Genomic DNA, 16849 nt, shown 5'->3' with positions numbered 1-16849 from the left:
CGTCAGGAGGCGCTCAGGGCCTCGACGAGACGGTCCTCCGCCGAGGCGAGGTGGGCGCGCAGCACCGCGGCGGCGCGCTCCGCGTCCCCGGCGGCGACAGCCTCGAGCATCTCCGCGTGCTGCGCGGCGATGAGTTCGGCATCGAGGAGACGCCGCCCCTGCACCTGCGCCATGCACAGCCGCACCTCGTCCAGCACGCTCCGGTACATGCGGCTGGTCCGCTCGCTGCCCAGGGCGTCGATGAGCGCCGTGTGGAAACGGAGGTCGGGATCGACCGTCGCGGGATCAGGGCCAGGTGCCATCGCCTGCAGCTCGGCGTTCGCCGCCACGGCGGCCGCCGGCACGGCGGCGCTCTCCGCCAGCTCGCGTAGTGCCGCGCTCTCCAGCCGGATCCGCGTGCGGTAGACGTCGCGGACGGTCTGCGCCTCGATGCCGACCACGCGCGCCGTGCGATGCGCCGTCCGCACGAGCAGCCCGCTGGCCACCAGCTGCTCGATGGCCGCTTTCGCGCTGGGACGTGCGACGCCGTAGGCCTGGGAGACCGCCGCCTCGGTCAGCGGCTCCCCCGAGCGGATCTCGCCGGAGAGGATCCGGCTGCGCAGCTGTCCGGTCACGGCGTCGACCACGCCGACCACGCCGAGGGGGCGCTCCGCGATCGAGGTCATGCGGAACAGTCTAGTGAGGCGTCCGTCGTTCAGTACACTTGTCAGACAATCTTCGAGCGGAGCAGAGGAGCACCGTGCCCACCACCCTCGACCACCCCCTCGATCCCGCACTGCTGGGGACCGAGACGCAGGTCCACGCCCGATCCATCGACCGGTTCGCGCGCGCCCACGACGCCTCCCACTACCTGCTCATCCCGGACGCGGTGCTCTCCCCCGCGGACGCCGAGGGCGTCGCCCGTGCGTTCACGGCGGTCCGGGCGGCCGGACGCACGCTCACGTTCCGCTCCGGCGGCACCAGCCTCTCCGGACAGGGCGTCAGCGGCGATATCCTCGTCGACACGCGCAGCCACTTCCGCGATATACACATCGAGGACGACGGCGCCGCGGTCAGGGTCGGCCCCGGGGCCACCGTCCGGCAGGTGAACACGCGGCTGGCCCGGTATCGCCGCAAGCTCGGGCCGGATCCGGCCAGCGAGATCGCCTGCACGATCGGCGGCGTCGTCGCGAACAACTCCAGCGGCATGGCCTGCGGCATCACGGAGAACTCGTACCAGACGATCACGTCGATGGTCGTCGTGCTGCCCAGCGGCACCGTCCTGGACACCGGACGCGCGGACGCCGCGGACGTGCTCCGCGCCGCGGAACCCTCTCTGTTCGCCGGGCTGTCGTCGCTCCGGGAGCGTCTGCTCGCCTCGCCCGGGAACGTCGCGTTCCTGCGGCAGCAGTTCTCGATGAAGAACACGATGGGCTACGGCCTGAACGCCCTGCTCGACTTCGACGACCCGGTGCGGATCCTGGAGCACCTCCTCATCGGATCGGAAGGGACCCTCGGCTTCGTCGCAGAGGCCCGTTTCCGCACCATCGAGGTGCGCCCCGCGATCGCCACCGGTCTGCTCGTCTTCGAGACGCTGTCGGCGGCGATGACCGCGCTCCCCGCTCTCACGGAGCTCGGACTCGCGACGATCGAACTCCTGGACGCCGCCTCGCTGCGCGTCGCCCAGGGCCTGAGCGACGTCCCGGCCGCGATCTCCGAGATCGACGTCCAGGGCCACGCCGCCCTCCTCGTCGAGGTGCACGCCGTGGATGACGACGCCCTCGCCGTCGCGAGCGCATCAGCGCAGACGCACTTCGATGCCCTCCCCCTCGCCGTCGCCCCACGCATGACGACCGATGCCGCCGAGCGCGCCGCACTGTGGCACGTCCGCAAGGGCCTCTACACCGCTGTCGCCGGGGCGCGGCCGTCCGGGACGACCGCGCTCCTCGAAGACATCGTCGTCCCCGTCCCCCGGCTGCTGGCCACCTGCGAGCGACTGATCGAGCTGTTCGCGCAGCACGGCTACGAGGGTTCCGTGATCTTCGGGCACGCGAAGGACGGGAACGTCCACTTCCTGCTCAACGAGCGCTTCGACGACCCCGAGAGCGTGGCGCGATACCGCCGCTTCACGGACGACCTCGTCGAGCTCGTCCTCGCGCAGGAGGGATCCCTCAAGGCCGAGCACGGTACCGGACGCATCATGGCGCCGTTCGTGCGGCGTCAGTACGGCGACGAGCTCACCGACATGATGTGGGAGATCAAGCGGCTGTTCGATGCGGACGGGATCCTCAACCCCGGCGTCGTGCTGTCCGACGACCCGGACTCGTACCTCCGGGATCTCAAGCGCGTGCCCACGGTGGAGCGCGAGGTGGACCGCTGCGTGGAGTGCGGCTACTGCGAGCCGACCTGCCCGAGCAAGAGCATCACGCTCACCCCGCGGCAGCGCATCGTGCTGCGGCGGGACATGGCCTGGGCCGAGGAGCAGGGCGACACGGCGCTGCTGCGGGACCTGCGCGCGGACTACGACTACGACGGCATGCAGACCTGCGCGGTCGACGGCATGTGCGGCGTCGCGTGTCCGGTGGACATCAACACCGGCGACCTCGTACGCCGCCTCCGGGCCGAGCAGGAGAACGCCGTGGAGGGTGCAGCCTGGGGAACGGCGGCGAAGCACTGGAGCACCGTCACGCGCGCCGGCGGCGTCGCCCTCACGGTCGCCGATGCTCTCCCCGTCCCGCTCGTGCGCGGCGCGACGCGGGTCGGGCGCGCGGTGCTCGGCGCCGACACCGTCCCCCTCTACGACGGCGGCCTCCCCCGCGGCGGCACCGCGCCGCCTCGACCGGTCTCGCCTCCCGACGCCCAGGCCGTCTTCTTCGGCGCCTGCATCGGCACGATGTTCGGTCCGGAGGACGGGGGTCCCGGCTCCCGCGACGCCCTGCGCGCCCTGCTCGACCGCGCCGGGATCCCCGTCGTGGTCCCGGAGGAGAACGGCGGGCTCTGCTGCGGGACGCCGTGGAAGTCCAAGGGACACCTGGACGGCTATCGCCTCATGTCCGACCGGGTGCTGGCCTCGCTCTGGGACGCCAGCCGCCACGGGGAGCTCCCGGTCGTCTGCGACGCGGCCTCCTGCACCGAGGGCCTCGACGTCATGCTCACCCAGGCCGTCGCCGCCCATCCGGAGTACGCCGGTCTGCGCATCGAGGACGCCACCACGTTCGTCGCGCGGGGGGTGCTGCCGCGCCTCTCCGTCGATGCGAAGCTCCCCTCGATCGCCGTGCACCCGACCTGTTCGACGACCGCGCTCGGCGCGACCGGGGCGCTGACGGCGATCGCTGCGGCCGTCGCTGACGAGGTCTTCGTGCCCGACGGCTGGGGCTGCTGCGCGTTCGCCGGTGACCGCGGCATGCTGCACCCCGAGCTCACCGCGAGCGCGACGGCCCAGGAATCGGCCGAAGTCTCCGCGGCCGATACGGCCCGCGGCGGCTTCGACGCCTTCGTGTCGGCCAACCGCACGTGCGAGATCGGCATGACCCGCGCCACCGGCCGCCCGTACCGCCACGTGATCGAGGTTCTCGAGGAGCGCACGCGCCCCTAGCTCAGCGACGAAGGGCCCCCGTCGGATCACCGACGGGGGCCCTTCTGCGGAGCGTGTGTCAGGCGCCGTGCGCGGTGAGCACGGCGACCGGAGCCTCGCGGAGACCGGCCGGGATCACGATGCGGGTCGAACCGCCGTCTGCGGACACCTCCGCCGGGGTCCCGTCGGCCCACGACAGCGCAGCGGCCGTGAGCTCGGACGGCAGCTCGAACTCGCCGTCCGCCGGGTCGAGCGCATGCACGTGCACCGCGTCGGTGGACGTGGTGTAGCGGCGAGGAGCCCCCGTGCGCTCCCCCATCCGCGTCCAGGGCCGCGTGCCGTAGATCGCCGCACCGTTCACGGCCAGCCAGCTGCCGAGCTCCTGCATCGCCTTCCGCTGCAGCGCCGGAATGGATCCGTCCGCCGCGGGGCCGACGTTGATGAGCAGGTTGCCGTTCTTCGCGACCACGTCGACGAGGAGCCGGATCAGGGCCGCGCCGGAGAGCGAGTGGCGCTCGTCCTCCGCCTGGTTGAACCCGAACGAGTAGCCGAGCCCGCGGGTCGACTCCCACGGCTCAGGGATGATGTCCGGGATGTCCGTGTATTCGCGGGTGAGGAACCCGTGGTACGGCACACCCCAGCGGTCGTTGACCACACCGTCCGGGACGGCGTCGAAGTACCGCTGCAGGAGTGCGGCCACGGCGTACTCCTCCGTGCCCTTGCCGCCGTCCGGCCACTCGATGTCGTTCCAGAGCACGTCGGGCGCGAACCGCTCCACGAGCTCCTCGAGCTGCGCGGCGGCGTACCGGGAGAAGTGGGCGTCGTTGCGACGGAACCGGAACAGGTCGGTGTCCGACTCGATCGGCGGGAAGTCGCTGACGTGCCAGTCGAGCGCTCCGGAGTAGTACACGCCGAACTTGGCTCCCGCCCGCCGCGTGGCGTCGTGGAACTCGGAGATGAGGTCACGGCGAGGGCCGCGCGCGACGGCGTTGAATCCGGTCGTGGCGGTGTCCCACAGACAGAACCCCTCGTGGTGCTTGGTCGTGGGCACGACATAGCGCGCTCCGGCCGCGACGAGTTCACCGACGAAGGCCTCGGCATCGAAGGCGTCGGCGTCCCACCGGTCGGCGAGGTCCTCGTACGAGGTCCCAGGACCGTAGGTGCGCTGGTGGCGCTCCCACGTCGGGCTGCCCGGGATGCGCACCGTGTTGCCGTACCACTCCGCGTACTGGTGCCACGCATAGGCATCCTCGGTGGGGATGTTCACGCCCTCCCCGTGCTGCACGGCCCACGCCGGCACGGAGTACAGCCCCCAGTGCACGAAGAAGCCGAGCTTGGCGTCGCGGTACCAGTCCGGCACGCCGTTCGCGGGGTAGACCGGCGACGCCGCACCGAAGTCGGGGCCGGTGCGCTTCTCGAAGTTCATCATGATGCCGTGTCCTCCTCGTCGGCCCCGCGGCGCACGACCACCGCGGTCAGATCGGGGTCGCCTGTCGTGTCGAACGGGAACACCCCGGGGCGCAGGCGATGGTGTCCGAGGCGGAGCAGGTCCTGGTCCACCCCGCCCGGGGTGAGCGCCAGCGTCCATCCCGCCGCCAGCTCGTACAGCTCCGGCTCCAGGTAGCCGATCTTCACGACCACGATGTCGGCCGTCGTCGGCTCGAGCCCCAGCATCCGGAAGTCGGAGAGGTGGTGGAAGGGCTTGCGGCGCTCGGTCACGATGGCGTGCAGCCCGCCGACAGCGATCACCACCTGGGTGCCGGCGTCCGGGTCGCCGTCGGTGACGGAGAACACCGTGCCGGTGATCTCGACCGGTCCGTGGGGCCCGGAATCGACCGCGGCTCCGGCTGACAGCGTGACCGTCGCACCGACGCCCGCCTCCACGGCTTCGGCGACGGCCCGCGGATCGAAGATCGAGGCGACCAGCGTCGTGTGCGTGCCGTCGGTGAGCTCGGGTCGCTGCAGCAGGTGGGCGAGGGTCCAGGTCACATCGCCCGCTCCCCCGGCCGTCGGGTTGTCCCCGGAGTCGGAGATCACGTACGGACGCGGGGCACCGGGGGCCAGCGCCTCCTCCAGCGCGTCGTCGAGGCTTCCCGTCTTCGCGACGAAGACGAAGTCCTTCCGTGCCTCCCAGAACATCCGGGCCACGCGCTCCGCCTCACGGGCGATGACCTCCCTGTCGTCCCCGGTGACGACGACGTACGCCTGGCAGCGCGGCTCGTCGGCCCATGCATAGCCGATCCACACCGACGCGTCCACGACGCCAGGCAGCGCCTCGATCTCCGGCAGCTCGGCGTAGATGCTCCGCGCGGGCTCCAGTCGCGTGCTCGTCTTCTCCCCGGGCAGCAGCACGGGCACGGGCACCCAGGCCGTGAAGGGCCGCCGTGCCTGCACGTCGCTGCCGTGCGGGCCGCGGAGACGGTCGAGCAGGTTCCACACCGCCCGCTCCTTCGTGTTCAGCCAGTCCTCATGCGGCGCCATCCGGTAGCAGGTGAGCAGATCCACCGCGTCGCGCAGAGTCTCCGAGACGTTGCCGTGCAGGTCCATCGATGTGGAGACGAGGGTGTCCGGGCCCAGGGCGTCCCGCACCGCGAGAGCGAGGTCGCCCTCGGCATCGTCCATCCCGACGACGCTCATCGCGCCGTGGATGTCGAAGAAGAATCCGTCGAACGGCCCCTGCGTGCGGAGCCCCTCGACGATCGCGTCCTTCATCCGGCGGTAGGTGTCCGGGTCCACGGCACCGCCGGGCAGCGAACGGCCGTGCGTGAGCGGGACCCACTCCGCCGCCTCGGCGAGCTCGCGTCCGGCGTCGAGGAACGGGTAGTACGCCCGCAGTGCATCGCCGGTGCGGATCGTGAAGGCCTCGTCCCCGGAGATATGCGGGGAGAAGGTGCTCGACTCGATGGAGATGCCGCCGATGCCGATCCGGGGCCGCGCGAGCCCGCCCTCGGCGAGCGGCGGCAGCGGACCCATCCAGATCTCGTGGGCTTCCGGGCGTGCGGTCACGGTGGTGTTCTCCTCTGCGGTCGCAGTCGTGGTCAGGAAACGGGGGCGAGGGCGCGTCGTGCGCTCTCGATGGCGCCGAGCGCGACGGCGTCGGCTCCGAGGACGGCGGGGACGACGCGCAGCGCGATGCCCGACACCGGGGCATCGGTACCGAGCGTCCGCTCGATCGACGGCTCCAGGAGGTCCCAGGCGGCCGTGACCCCGCCGCCGACGATGGCGATCGGCAGGTCGAGGAGCGTCGCGGCACTGGCGCAGGCGAGAGCGAGCGCCCGTCCGGCGGCGTCGAACACGGCGCGGGCGTCGGCGTCGCCGGCCCGTGCGGCCTCCGCGACCTCCCTGGCATCGTTCACCGGACGACCGGTGCGCTCCTCGAACCGCCGGGCGATCGACGTCCCGGACGCCAGGGTCTCCAGGTGACCGGTCTGCCCGCAGGTGCAGACGAGGTCGCTGTAACCGGGCGTGTGCCCGATCTCGCCGGCCGCGCCGTGGGGGCCGTGGTGCAGCTCCCCGCCGATGACCAGCGCGCCGCCGACGCCCGTGCCGAGCATCACACCGAGCACATCGGGAACGCTCGGACCCGCCGCGGCGGCTTCTCCGAGGAGGAAGGCGTTCACGTCGTTCTCGACCCGCACCGGGACGCCGACGCGCTGCGCCAGCTCCGGGCCGAGCGGGAAACCCGCCCAGTCTGCGAACAGGGCGGACGCGGCACGGATGGTGCCGCTCTCATGGTCGATGACGCCCGCGGCACCCACCCCCACCGCGGCGACGGCGACACCGGCCTCGGCCGCCAGCCGCGTGACGAGGTCGGCCGCCGCATCCGCCATGGCCGAGCCGCCGACGCTCGCGGGCGCCGGGACGCTTCCGCGTGCGAGGACGTCTCCGAAGGCGTCCACGACGAGGGCCGCGATCTTCGTGCCCCCGATGTCCACCCCCGCCAGCGCGAAGTCGGACCCGGGGCTCGTGGTCGTTCGTCGAGGGTCGTCCGTCTGCTGCCCGACCGCGCTCATCGTCCGCCCAGTCCGGCCATCGCGATGCCCTTGACCAGGTGCTTCTGCAGCACGATCACGAGCAGGGTGGTCGGGATCATCGAGATGATCGCGGCGGCCATCTGCAGGTCCCACCGGGTGCCGGTGAGACCGGCGAAGCTCGCCAGACCGACCGGCAGCGTGCCGTGCGCGTTGTAGTCGACCGTGACGATGAGGGGCCAGAGGTAGCTGTTCCAGAAGGACAGGAACGTGAAGACCGCGAGTACCGCGACCGCGGACTTCGACAGCGGCAGGATGATCTGCAGGAAGGACCGGACAGGGCCGGCGCCGTCGACACGGGCCGCCTCCTCCAGCTCGTAGGGGATGCCGCGGAAGAACTGCCGCATCAGGAACGTGCCGAAGGCGCCGAACGCGAAGGGCAGGATGAGCGCCTGATAGGTGTCGACCCAGTTGAACCACTGCATGACCTGGAACATGGGAATGACGAGCACCTCGGCGGGCACCATCAGCGTGGCCAGGAAGAGGACGAAGACCGCGTCGCGGCCCTTCCAGCGCAGGCGCCCGAACGCGTATCCGGCGGTCGTGGACACCACGAGCACGACCAGGGTGCCGCCGATCGCCACGATGAACGAGTTCATGATGTACGTGAGGAACGGTCCGTAGGCGAAGACGTCGACGAAGTTGCTCCAGCGGAGCTCGGAGCCCACGAGCGTCGGCGGCATCGAGAACATCTCGGAGTTCGGCTTGAGGGCCGAGAAGAACGCGTAGACGAGCGGCGCGATGAAGATGAGCGCCGCGACGTAGATGGTGACGTGCGCGAGGATCAGTCGGGCGCGCGCGCCCGGCGTGGTCGCCGCACCACGCGCCTTCTCCCGCTCGCGCTGACGCCGCGGGGCGGTGCCGGTGGGCCGGACGAGGGTCTCAGTGCTCATAGTGCACCCACTTCTTCTGTGCGGCGAACTGGATGCCCGTGATCGCGATGATGATCGCGAACAGGATCCACGCGGCGGCGGCGGCGAGTCCGAGATCGCCGAAGGTGAAGCCCTGCTCCCAGATGTACATCACGAGGGGCTTGGTGGCGTTGCCGGGGCCGCCTCCGGTGAGCATCTGCGGCTGGACGAAGACCTGGAGCGAGGTGATCATCGTCATGATCGTCGCGAAGAAGATCGACGGCGAGATCATCGGGATGATGATGCTCCACACACGCCGGATGCCCTGTGCGCCATCGATACTGGCCGCTTCCAGGACGCTCTCCGGGAGCTGCTCGAGGGCGGCGGAGAAGATCAGCATGTTGTAGCCGAGTCCCTGCCAGACGCTCATCACGACGACCATGATCATCGCCCAGTTGGGGTCGGCGAGGAAGTTCGGCAGCTCGATGCCGAACCAGGTGACCGAGAGGCCGTTGAAGAGCCCCTGCGGCTGCAGCATCATCTTCCACACCAGGACGTTCGCGACCATCGGGGTCACGACGGGGATGAAGAAGAGGACGCGCAGGGCACCGCGGCCGCGGATGCGGGGGCCGAGGCCGAGGGCGAGCACGAGCGAGAGAGCGACGCTCAACGGCACGTACAGCAGCGTGTACACCGCCGAGTTGCGCAGCGCGGGCCAGAAGTCCGGGCTGCTGGTGAACAGCTTGACGTAGTTGTCCACCCCGTTGAAGGTGCGTTCGCCGAAGGTCGGCCAGTCGAAGACGCTCATCACGATCGAGAGCCCCACGGGCACGATCGTGAACAGGGCGAGGCCCACCAGGGCTGGGCTTGCGAAACCCAGCGCCTGGCGGCCCTCGACCTTGGCGAGCGATCCTCGACGTCTCGTCGTGATCGTCATCTCGTTGTCTTTCTCTGTTACTGCTGTGCGGGCCGGATCCGGCTCACTCGCCGAACTGCGCCTGGGCGTTCGACAGCAGCTCCTCCATCGTCATCTGGCCGTTGTAGACGCTGACGAGGTTGGGCTGGATGTAGCTGTCGAGCTTCTGCCAGTTCTTGGTCATGTACAGCGGCACCGTGTCGCCGAACGCGGCCTCGAACACCGACTGGACCTGGTCGCGGTACTGTTCGTCGATCGACTCGAAGTACAGCGGCTGCGACGAGATGCGGGCCGGGTAGGAGCGGCCGGACGACGCGATGTAGTCCTGCGCGTCCTCGCCGACGAGGGAGCCGAGCACCTTCAGCGCGGCCTCCGGGTTCTTGCAGTTCTCGGCGATGCCGTAGCCGGAGCCGAGGATGGGACCGGGGTTGCCGTCCACGCCCGCGGGCAGCGGCACCATGCCGGCGGCGAAGCCGGACTCGTTGTTGAGGTAGCTGACGGCGTTCCAGGTGCCGTCGACGGCCATGGCCGCGTTGCCACCCGTGTACTGGTTCTCGCCCCAGCCGGTGTCGGAGGCGGAGGCGACCGGAGCCGCGACCTTCTTCTCCGTGACCAGGCCGGCGTACCAGGACGCGGCGTCGACGAAGTCCTCGTCGTCGATGTGCAGCGTGCCGTCCTCGGAGGCGGGCTGCGTGGCGGAGTACGCGATCGGCATCGACATCCACTGGTAGCCGCCCATGCCCATGCCGAAGCCGTACTTGCCGTCCTTCGTGGCGTCGGCGGCGATCGTGTCGAAGTCGTCGAACGTCCAGCCGATCTCCGGCGTGGCGGCACCGGCGGCGCTGAGCATGTCCTGGTTGTAGTAGACGAGCATCGTGGCGACGTCGAACGGCACGCCGTAGACCTTGCCCTCGAAGCTGAGGATGCCGTCGGCGCTCGGGTTGAACTCCGACCAGTCGATGCCCGCGGTCTTGAGATCCTCGTCGCTGAGCTCGCGGAAGCCGGCCGTGTAGCCGCCGAGCTGCGCGCCGCTCATGCCGGTGATGCACGCCATGTTGCCGCTGGCCATGTTGGTCGTGAGCTTGGTGAAGAAGTCGCTCCACGGCGACGTCTGCAGCTTGATCTTGATGTCCGGGTTCTGCTTCTGCGCGAACTCGATCTGCGCCTCCAGCGCATCGACGTCCGACTCGCTGCCGGCCCACATGTCCACCACGATGGTGTCGCCGTCGGCCGAGCCCCCGGATCCCCCGCTGCTCGCACAGCCGGTCATCGCCACGGCCACGCCCGCGACAGCGGCGACAGCCCCCACACGCAACTTCTTCATTGAATGCCTCCTGAGAAGGGATAGGTTATTTCGAGACTCGAACTAACCAATTAGGATTTCGTATGAAGTTACGCTGTCATAGTTCGCAAGGTGCCGCAAGCTGAACATCCGATGTTTATAGGGTGGTGATAATTCGTCACTCGCCTGAAACACGCGGCACCCCCGCTACGCTGACGATGCCTCGAGACGAAGGGCCTCCATGACGAACCCCGCCGACACCACCGTCGACGACCCGCACACGCGGCGCATCCTCGACTTCGTCGCCCGCGGACAGGCGCGCTCCCGCTCCGAACTCGCCTCCGCCCTCGGCGTGGCCGCGTCGACGGTCGGCCTGCGCGTACAGGCGCTCCTCGATGCCGGCGTGCTGGAGGAGGCGGGGGCCGGCACCTCCCGCGGCGGACGACGGCCGCGCGTGCTGCGGATCGCCGGCGACGGCATCGTGCTGTCCGCCGATCTCGGCGGACGCCATGCCCGCATCGGCCGGCACGACCTCAGCGGCGGCCTGCTCCACTCGGAGACCATCGCGATCGACGTCGCGGACGGCCCGGAAGCGACGCTGGAGAGAGTGTCGGAGGTCTTCGAGCGCCTGCTCGCCGAGACACGGGTCCACGCGATCGGCGTGAGCCTACCCGGCCCCGTCGACGTCGCGACCGGCTCCGTGGATCAGCCCTCACGGATGCCGGGGTGGCCCGGGTTCCGCGTCGGCGAGCACCTCGCGGAGCGCCACGGCGTGCCCGTCGTCGTCGACAACGACGCCAACCTCGCCGCCCTCGGCGAGCACCGTCGCCAGCTCGGGCACACCCAGCACAGCATCACCGTCAAGGCGGGCACCGCGATCGGCAGCGGGATCATCGTGGACGGGCACATCCATCGGGGAGCGACCGCCGCAGCCGGCGACATCACGCACACGCGGATCGACGGCAGCGGCGACATCCCCTGCTCCTGCGGTAACACCGGCTGCCTGGAGACCGTGGCCAGCGGCGCGAGCCTCGTCCGCCAGATGCGCGAGCGCGGCAACACCGAGGTCCGCACCACGGCCGACGTGCTGACACTGGCACGGGACGCGGACCCGCTGGCGACGACGCTCGTCCGCACCGCGGGGACCCACCTGGGTCAGGCGCTTTCCGGGGTCGTGAACTTCTTCAACCCGCACGCCCTGTTCCTCACCGGGAGCATGAGCGCCTCCGAGCCGTTCATCGCCGCGGTGCGCAGCCGGGTCTACGAGGCCTGCCACCCGCTCGCGACCCAGCGTCTGCGGATCGAGGCCGCGGCCACCGGGGCGGACGCGATCCTGCACGGCGCCGCCCGCCTCGCGCTCGAGGGCATGGACATCCCGGTGGCGACGGCCTGAGCCGCCGCCACCGTCAGCCTCACTCCCCCGTGAGGCGCAGTTCGATGACCGGCATCAGCACGTCGGGACGCCGTACCGGAAGATGCACCGTGAGCGTCCCCTCGGCCTCGCCCGCCGGCGTCATCAGGTCGGCCTGCTGGTCCGGGTCGCTGACGCTCGTACGCAGCCAGGACCCGTCGTTCAGCAGGCGCGCATACGAGACCTTGCCCGCAAGACCGGGCAGATGCACGAAGCCCAGCGGCCAGCTGAACAGGCTCAGGTAGAGCCGGTCGCCGCGGAGCGTGTACACGCCCTCACGGGGCGGCGTGAACGGCGCGTGACCGGCCCCGATCACGGCGCGGTCGTGCAGGCGCATCCACTCCCCGATCTCGGCGAGGGTCTCCGCATCCCGGGGCGCGATCGCCCCACGCCCGTCCGGGCCGATGTTCAGGAGCATGTTGCCGCCCATCGACACCGAGTCGACGAGCATCTGCGCGAGCAGCACCGGCGACTTCTGGTCGGTGTTGTCCCGGTGGTACCCCCAGGAGCCGTTGAGCGTCTGGCATGCCTCCCACACGAGGGGCACGCCGTCGCGGACGATGGGAGCCGTCGGCTGATACTGCTCGGGCGTCACGAAGTCCGCGGGGATGCCGAGCCGGTCGTTGACGAGCATCTCCGGCTGCAGCTCCCGACACAACGCGAGCAGCGCCTCGGCGTCCCAGTCCTGCGGCCCCTTCCCCTCCCAGCCGTCCTTGGACTCGGGATAGGTGAAGTCGAAGAACAGGTAGTCGATGTCGCCGTACCCGGTGAGCAGCTCGCGGACCTGACCGTGCAGGTACTCGCGGTAGCGGGCCATGTCGCGCCCCTCGTTCAGGGCGTGCGCGTTCTCGTCGTCGCGTCGCGGGTGGTTCCAGTCCACCGTGAAGTCGGGGTGATGCCAGTCGATGACCGAGTGGTAGAGGCCGACCCGGATCCCCTCGGCACGGAGGGCGTCGACGTACTCGCGCACCAGGTCGCGCCCGACCGCCGCGACGGAGGTGAAGTCGGTCAGCTTCGAGTCCCAGAGGCAGAAGCCGTCGTGGTGCTTCGTCGTCAGCACGACGTAGCCCATCCCCGTCTCCTTGGCGGTCTTCGCCAGGGCCGCGGCATCGAAGAGGTCGGGATCGAAGTTGTCGAAGTACGGGCGGTACTCCTCGTCGGTGAGGCGTTCGTAGTTCTGCACCCACTCGTGCCGCGCGGCCCCGCTGTAGAGGCCGAAGTGGACGAACATGCCGAAGCGGGCGTCATCAAACCATTCCTGTCGCATGCGTCCATCCTGGCACAGACATCGGATGTCTGCGCCGCGGAATGCCGTACGGAACGCCGAACGGGCGCCCCCGGAGGGACGCCCGTTCGTTCGCGAGTCGAATCAGCGCGCGGCGCTACCGTCGACGTAGTCCTCGTCCTGCTGCTTCCAGGCGAAGAGCGAACGCAGCTCCTTGCCGGTCGCCTCGATCGGGTGCTGCTCTTCCTTGGCGCGGAGGGCGAGGAATTCCTCGGCCCCGTTGTCCTGGTCCTCGATGAAGCGCTTCGCGAACGCGCCGGACTGGATGTCGGACAGGACGCCCTTCATGCTCTCCTTGACGCGCTCGTCGATCACGCGCGGGCCGGACACGTAGTCACCGAACTCGGCGGTGTCGGAGATCGACCAGCGCTGCTTGGCGATGCCGCCCTCCCACATGAGGTCGACGATGAGCTTGAGCTCGTGCAGCACCTCGAAGTAGGCGATCTGCGGCTGGTAGCCCGCCTCGACGAGGGTCTCGAAGCCCGCCTGGACGAGGTGGCTCATGCCGCCGCAGAGCACGGCCTGCTCGCCGAACAGGTCGGTCTCGGTCTCCTCGGTGAAGGTCGTCTTGATGACGCCGGCACGGGTGCCGCCGATGGCCTTCGCGTACGACAGCGCGAGGTCCCAGGCCTGGCCGGAGGCGTCACGCTCGACGGCGATGATGTCGGGGATGCCGCGGCCGGCGACGAACTCGCGACGCACCGTGTGGCCGGGAGCCTTCGGGGCGACGAGGATCACGTCGACACCCTCGGGTGCGTCGATGTAGCCGAAGCGGATGTTGAAGCCGTGCGCGAAGGCCAGGGTCTTGCCCGCCGTCAGGTTCGGGGCGATGGACTCGCTGTAGATCGTGCGCTGGTGCTGGTCCGGCGCGAGGATCATGATGACGTCGGCCCACTCGGTCGCCTCGGCGACGGTCTTCACGGGGAAGCCGGCCTCCTCGGCCTTCGCGGCGGACTTCGAGCCCTCCTTGAGGGCGATCGCGACCTCGACACCCGAGTCGCGCAAGTTCTGGGCGTGGGCGTGGCCCTGCGAGCCGTAGCCGACGATCGCGACCTTCTTGCCCTGGATCAGGGACAGGTCGGCGTCGTCGTCGTAGAAGATCTCGGTGCTCACTGGTTTCTCTCCTTGGTTGTGGTTGTGCGGGACGCGCGGTCCCAGAGTCTGTCGAAGGGTCAGCCGCGCAAGACGCGCTCGGTGATGCTCTTGCCGCCGCGGCCGATCGCGAGGAGGCCGGACTGGGCGATCTCCTTGATGCCGAAGGGCTCCAGAGCGCGAAGCAGCGCCTCGACCTTGCCCTTGTCGCCGGTGACCTCGATGACGAGGGCGTCGGCGGCGTAGTCGACGACCGACGCGCGGAAGAGGTTGACGACCTCGATCACGTTCGAGCGGCTGGCGTTGTCCGTGCGCACCTTCACGAGCATGTGCTCGCGCTGCACGGACGACGCCGGGTCGAGCTCGACGATCTTGATGACGTTGATCAGCTTGTTGAGCTGCTTGGTCACCTGCTCGAGCGGCAGTTCCTCCACGTCGACGACGACCGTGATGCGGGAGATCCCCGGCACCTCGGTCACGCCGACGGCGAGGGAGTCGATGTTGAAGCCGCGGCGCGCGAACAGGCCGGCGACGCGGGTCAGAAGGCCGGGGGTGTTCTCCACCAGCAGGCTCAGGACATGGGTCGACATGGCTCAGTCCTCCTCGTCGAACGCGGGCGCGTGGTCGCGCGCGTACTGGACATAGCTGTTGCTGACCCCCTGCGGCACCATCGGCCACACCATGGAGTCGGCGCTCACCACGAAGTCGATCACCACGGGGCGGTCGTTCGTCTCCAGCGCGAGCTGGATGGCGGCGTCGACCTCCTCCTCCTTCTCCACGCGGATCGCGAGGCAGCCGTATGCCTCCGCGAGCTTCACGAAGTCGGGGATGCGGATCGTGCCGTGCCCGGTGTTCAGGTCGGTGTTGGAGTGGCGGCCGTCGTAGAACAGCGTCTGCCACTGCCGGACCATGCCCAGCGACGAGTTGTTGATGATCGCGACCTTGATCGGGATGTTGTTGATCGCGCAGGTGGCGAGCTCCTGATTGGTCATCTGGAAGCAGCCGTCGCCGTCGATCGCCCAGACCTGGCGCTCCGGCTCGGCGACCTTCGCTCCCATGGCCGCCGGCACCGAGTAGCCCATCGTGCCCGCACCGCCGGAGTTCAGCCAGGCGTTCGGACGCTCGTACTTGATGAACTGCGCGGCCCACATCTGGTGCTGCCCCACACCGGAGGCGAAGATGCCCTCCGGTCCGGTGAGCTCGCCGATGCGCTGGATCACGTACTGGGGCGCGAGCAGGCCGTCGGTCGTCGGCGCGTACCCGAGGGGGAACTCGTTCCGGAGGCCGTCGAGGTACGACCACCACTCCTCGATGTCGGGCTTCGTGTCTGCCGTCGCTCCGCGGAAGGCCGCGTCGAGATCGGTGAGCACGTCGCGCACGTCTCCGACGATCGGCACGTCGGCCGTGCGGATCTTGGAGATCTCCGCCGGGTCGATGTCGACGTGCACCACCTTCGCGTGCGGCGCGAACAGTGCCGCCTTGCCCGTGACGCGGTCGTCGAACCGTGCGCCCAGCGAGACGAGGAGGTCGGCCTCCTGCAGCGCCAGCACGGCGGGGACCGTGCCGTGCATGCCCGGCATTCCCAGGTGCTGCGGATGCGAGTCGGGGAAAGCACCTCGCGCCATCAGCGTCGTGACGACGGGCGCACCGGTCGACTCGGCCAGTTCGAGCAGCTCGGCCGCGGCCCGGCCGCGGACGACACCGCCGCCCACGTACAGCACCGGCTTCTTCGCCTCCGCGAGGAGCGCGGCCGCCGCCTGGATCTGCTTGCCGTGCGCCTTCGTCACCGGGCGGTACCCGGGGAGCTCGATCTTCGGCGGCCACACGAAGGGCGCGGTCGCCTGCTGCGCATCCTTGGTGATGTCCACCAGCACCGGACCGGGGCGACCGGTGCCGGCGATCTCATAGGCAGCCGCGATGGCGCCGGGGATGTCCGCGGCGTCCTTCACGAGGAACGAGTGCTTCGTGATCGGCATCGTGATCCCCACGATGTCGGCCTCCTGGAAGGCATCCGTGCCCATCAGCGTCGAGAACACCTGACCGGTGATCGCGAGCAGCGGCACCGAGTCCATGTAGGCGTCGGCGATCGCCGTGACGAGGTTGGTCGCCCCGGGGCCCGAGGTGGCGATGCACACGCCGACCTTGCCGGATGCGGAGGCGTATCCCTCGGCCGCGTGGCCCGCGCCCTGCTCGTGCCGCACGAGGATGTGACGCAGCTGCGACGCATCCATCAGCGGGTCGTAGACCGGGAGGATCGCGCCGCCGGGAAGGCCGAAGACATCCGTGACACCGAGAAGCTCGAGCGAGCGGACGACGGCCTCCGCACCGGTGATCTCCGGAGCGGATGGACGGGCGGGCGGCCTCGGCACGGCCGAGACGGAGTCAGCAGTCATGACTTTCCTTCTGATGAACTGTGCGGGACACCGGC

Annotated in this window: 13 protein-coding genes; 2 read left to right on the top strand and 11 right to left on the bottom strand. The window is 69.9% G+C overall.

Features of this window, described 5'->3' with window-relative positions; translation table 11 throughout:
* Nucleotides 1–2: 2 nt before the first annotated feature.
* Nucleotides 3–665: a GntR family transcriptional regulator gene (locus tag AB0310_RS03655; protein WP_366236598.1), complete on the bottom strand. Its 663-nt coding sequence runs from the start codon at nt 663–665 to the stop codon at nt 3–5.
* A 74-nt stretch (nt 666–739) separates the two neighbouring features.
* On the opposite strand from AB0310_RS03655, the gene AB0310_RS03650 reads away from it, so the two are divergent.
* On the top strand, nt 740–3574 hold the full coding sequence (locus tag AB0310_RS03650) for an FAD-binding and (Fe-S)-binding domain-containing protein (protein ID WP_366236597.1): 2835 nt from the start codon (nt 740–742) through the stop codon (nt 3572–3574).
* A gap of 58 nt (nt 3575–3632) precedes the next feature.
* On the opposite strand, the gene AB0310_RS03645 is transcribed toward AB0310_RS03650, so the two are convergent.
* From AB0310_RS03645 to AB0310_RS03620, 6 genes are all read right to left on the bottom strand, one after another.
* Nucleotides 3633–4982 carry an alpha-L-fucosidase gene (locus AB0310_RS03645; RefSeq protein ID WP_366236596.1) on the bottom strand — a complete coding sequence of 450 codons (1350 nt, stop codon included), beginning with the start codon at nt 4980–4982 and terminating at the stop codon, nt 3633–3635.
* Nucleotides 4979–6526, bottom strand: a complete 1548-nt coding sequence (locus AB0310_RS03640) for a M81 family metallopeptidase (RefSeq protein ID WP_366236919.1) — start codon at nt 6524–6526, stop codon at nt 4979–4981. The genes AB0310_RS03645 and AB0310_RS03640 overlap by 4 nt, the downstream gene beginning before the upstream one ends.
* A gap of 65 nt (nt 6527–6591) precedes the next feature.
* Nucleotides 6592–7566 (bottom strand): ROK family protein, encoded by a 975-nt coding sequence (locus tag AB0310_RS03635; protein WP_315636970.1) that lies wholly within the window; start codon nt 7564–7566, stop codon nt 6592–6594.
* Nucleotides 7563–8477 (bottom strand): carbohydrate ABC transporter permease, encoded by a 915-nt coding sequence (locus tag AB0310_RS03630; protein ID WP_060920974.1) that lies wholly within the window; start codon nt 8475–8477, stop codon nt 7563–7565. Before AB0310_RS03630 ends, AB0310_RS03635 begins: the two co-directional genes overlap by 4 nt.
* Nucleotides 8467–9372 carry a carbohydrate ABC transporter permease gene (locus tag AB0310_RS03625; RefSeq protein WP_060920975.1) on the bottom strand — a complete coding sequence of 302 codons (906 nt, stop codon included), beginning with the start codon at nt 9370–9372 and terminating at the stop codon, nt 8467–8469. The genes AB0310_RS03630 and AB0310_RS03625 overlap by 11 nt, the downstream gene beginning before the upstream one ends.
* A gap of 43 nt (nt 9373–9415) precedes the next feature.
* Complete coding sequence (locus AB0310_RS03620) at nt 9416–10675, bottom strand: ABC transporter substrate-binding protein (RefSeq protein ID WP_060920976.1); 1260 nt, start codon at nt 10673–10675, stop codon at nt 9416–9418.
* A gap of 199 nt (nt 10676–10874) precedes the next feature.
* On the opposite strand from AB0310_RS03620, the gene AB0310_RS03615 reads away from it, so the two are divergent.
* A complete protein-coding gene (locus tag AB0310_RS03615) occupies nt 10875–12026 on the top strand; it encodes an ROK family transcriptional regulator (protein ID WP_187663923.1) in 1152 nt (383 codons plus the stop codon).
* Nucleotides 12027–12045: 19 nt separating this feature from the next.
* Here AB0310_RS03615 and AB0310_RS03610 read toward each other — a convergent pair whose 3' ends face one another.
* The 4 genes from AB0310_RS03610 to AB0310_RS03595 all read right to left on the bottom strand — a co-directional run bounded on the left by AB0310_RS03610 (nt 12046) and on the right by AB0310_RS03595 (nt 16814).
* Nucleotides 12046–13311: an alpha-L-fucosidase gene (locus AB0310_RS03610; RefSeq protein WP_187663922.1), complete on the bottom strand. Its 1266-nt coding sequence runs from the start codon at nt 13309–13311 to the stop codon at nt 12046–12048.
* 102 nt (nt 13312–13413) lie between these two features.
* A complete protein-coding gene (ilvC, locus tag AB0310_RS03605) occupies nt 13414–14442 on the bottom strand; it encodes a ketol-acid reductoisomerase (RefSeq protein WP_025103269.1) in 1029 nt (342 codons plus the stop codon).
* Between the two features lie 59 nt (nt 14443–14501).
* On the bottom strand, nt 14502–15011 hold the full coding sequence (gene ilvN / locus AB0310_RS03600; RefSeq protein ID WP_025103268.1) for an acetolactate synthase small subunit: 510 nt from the start codon (nt 15009–15011) through the stop codon (nt 14502–14504).
* A gap of 3 nt (nt 15012–15014) precedes the next feature.
* A complete protein-coding gene (locus tag AB0310_RS03595) occupies nt 15015–16814 on the bottom strand; it encodes an acetolactate synthase large subunit (protein WP_259953916.1) in 1800 nt (599 codons plus the stop codon).
* Between the last annotated feature and the right edge of the window lie 35 nt (nt 16815–16849).

The organism is Microbacterium meiriae, from assembly GCF_040702565.1.
Lineage (GTDB): Bacteria > Actinomycetota > Actinomycetes > Actinomycetales > Microbacteriaceae > Microbacterium > Microbacterium meiriae.
Note: the sequence above shows the minus strand (reverse complement) of the source record. Positions and strands in the feature narration are given on the sequence as shown.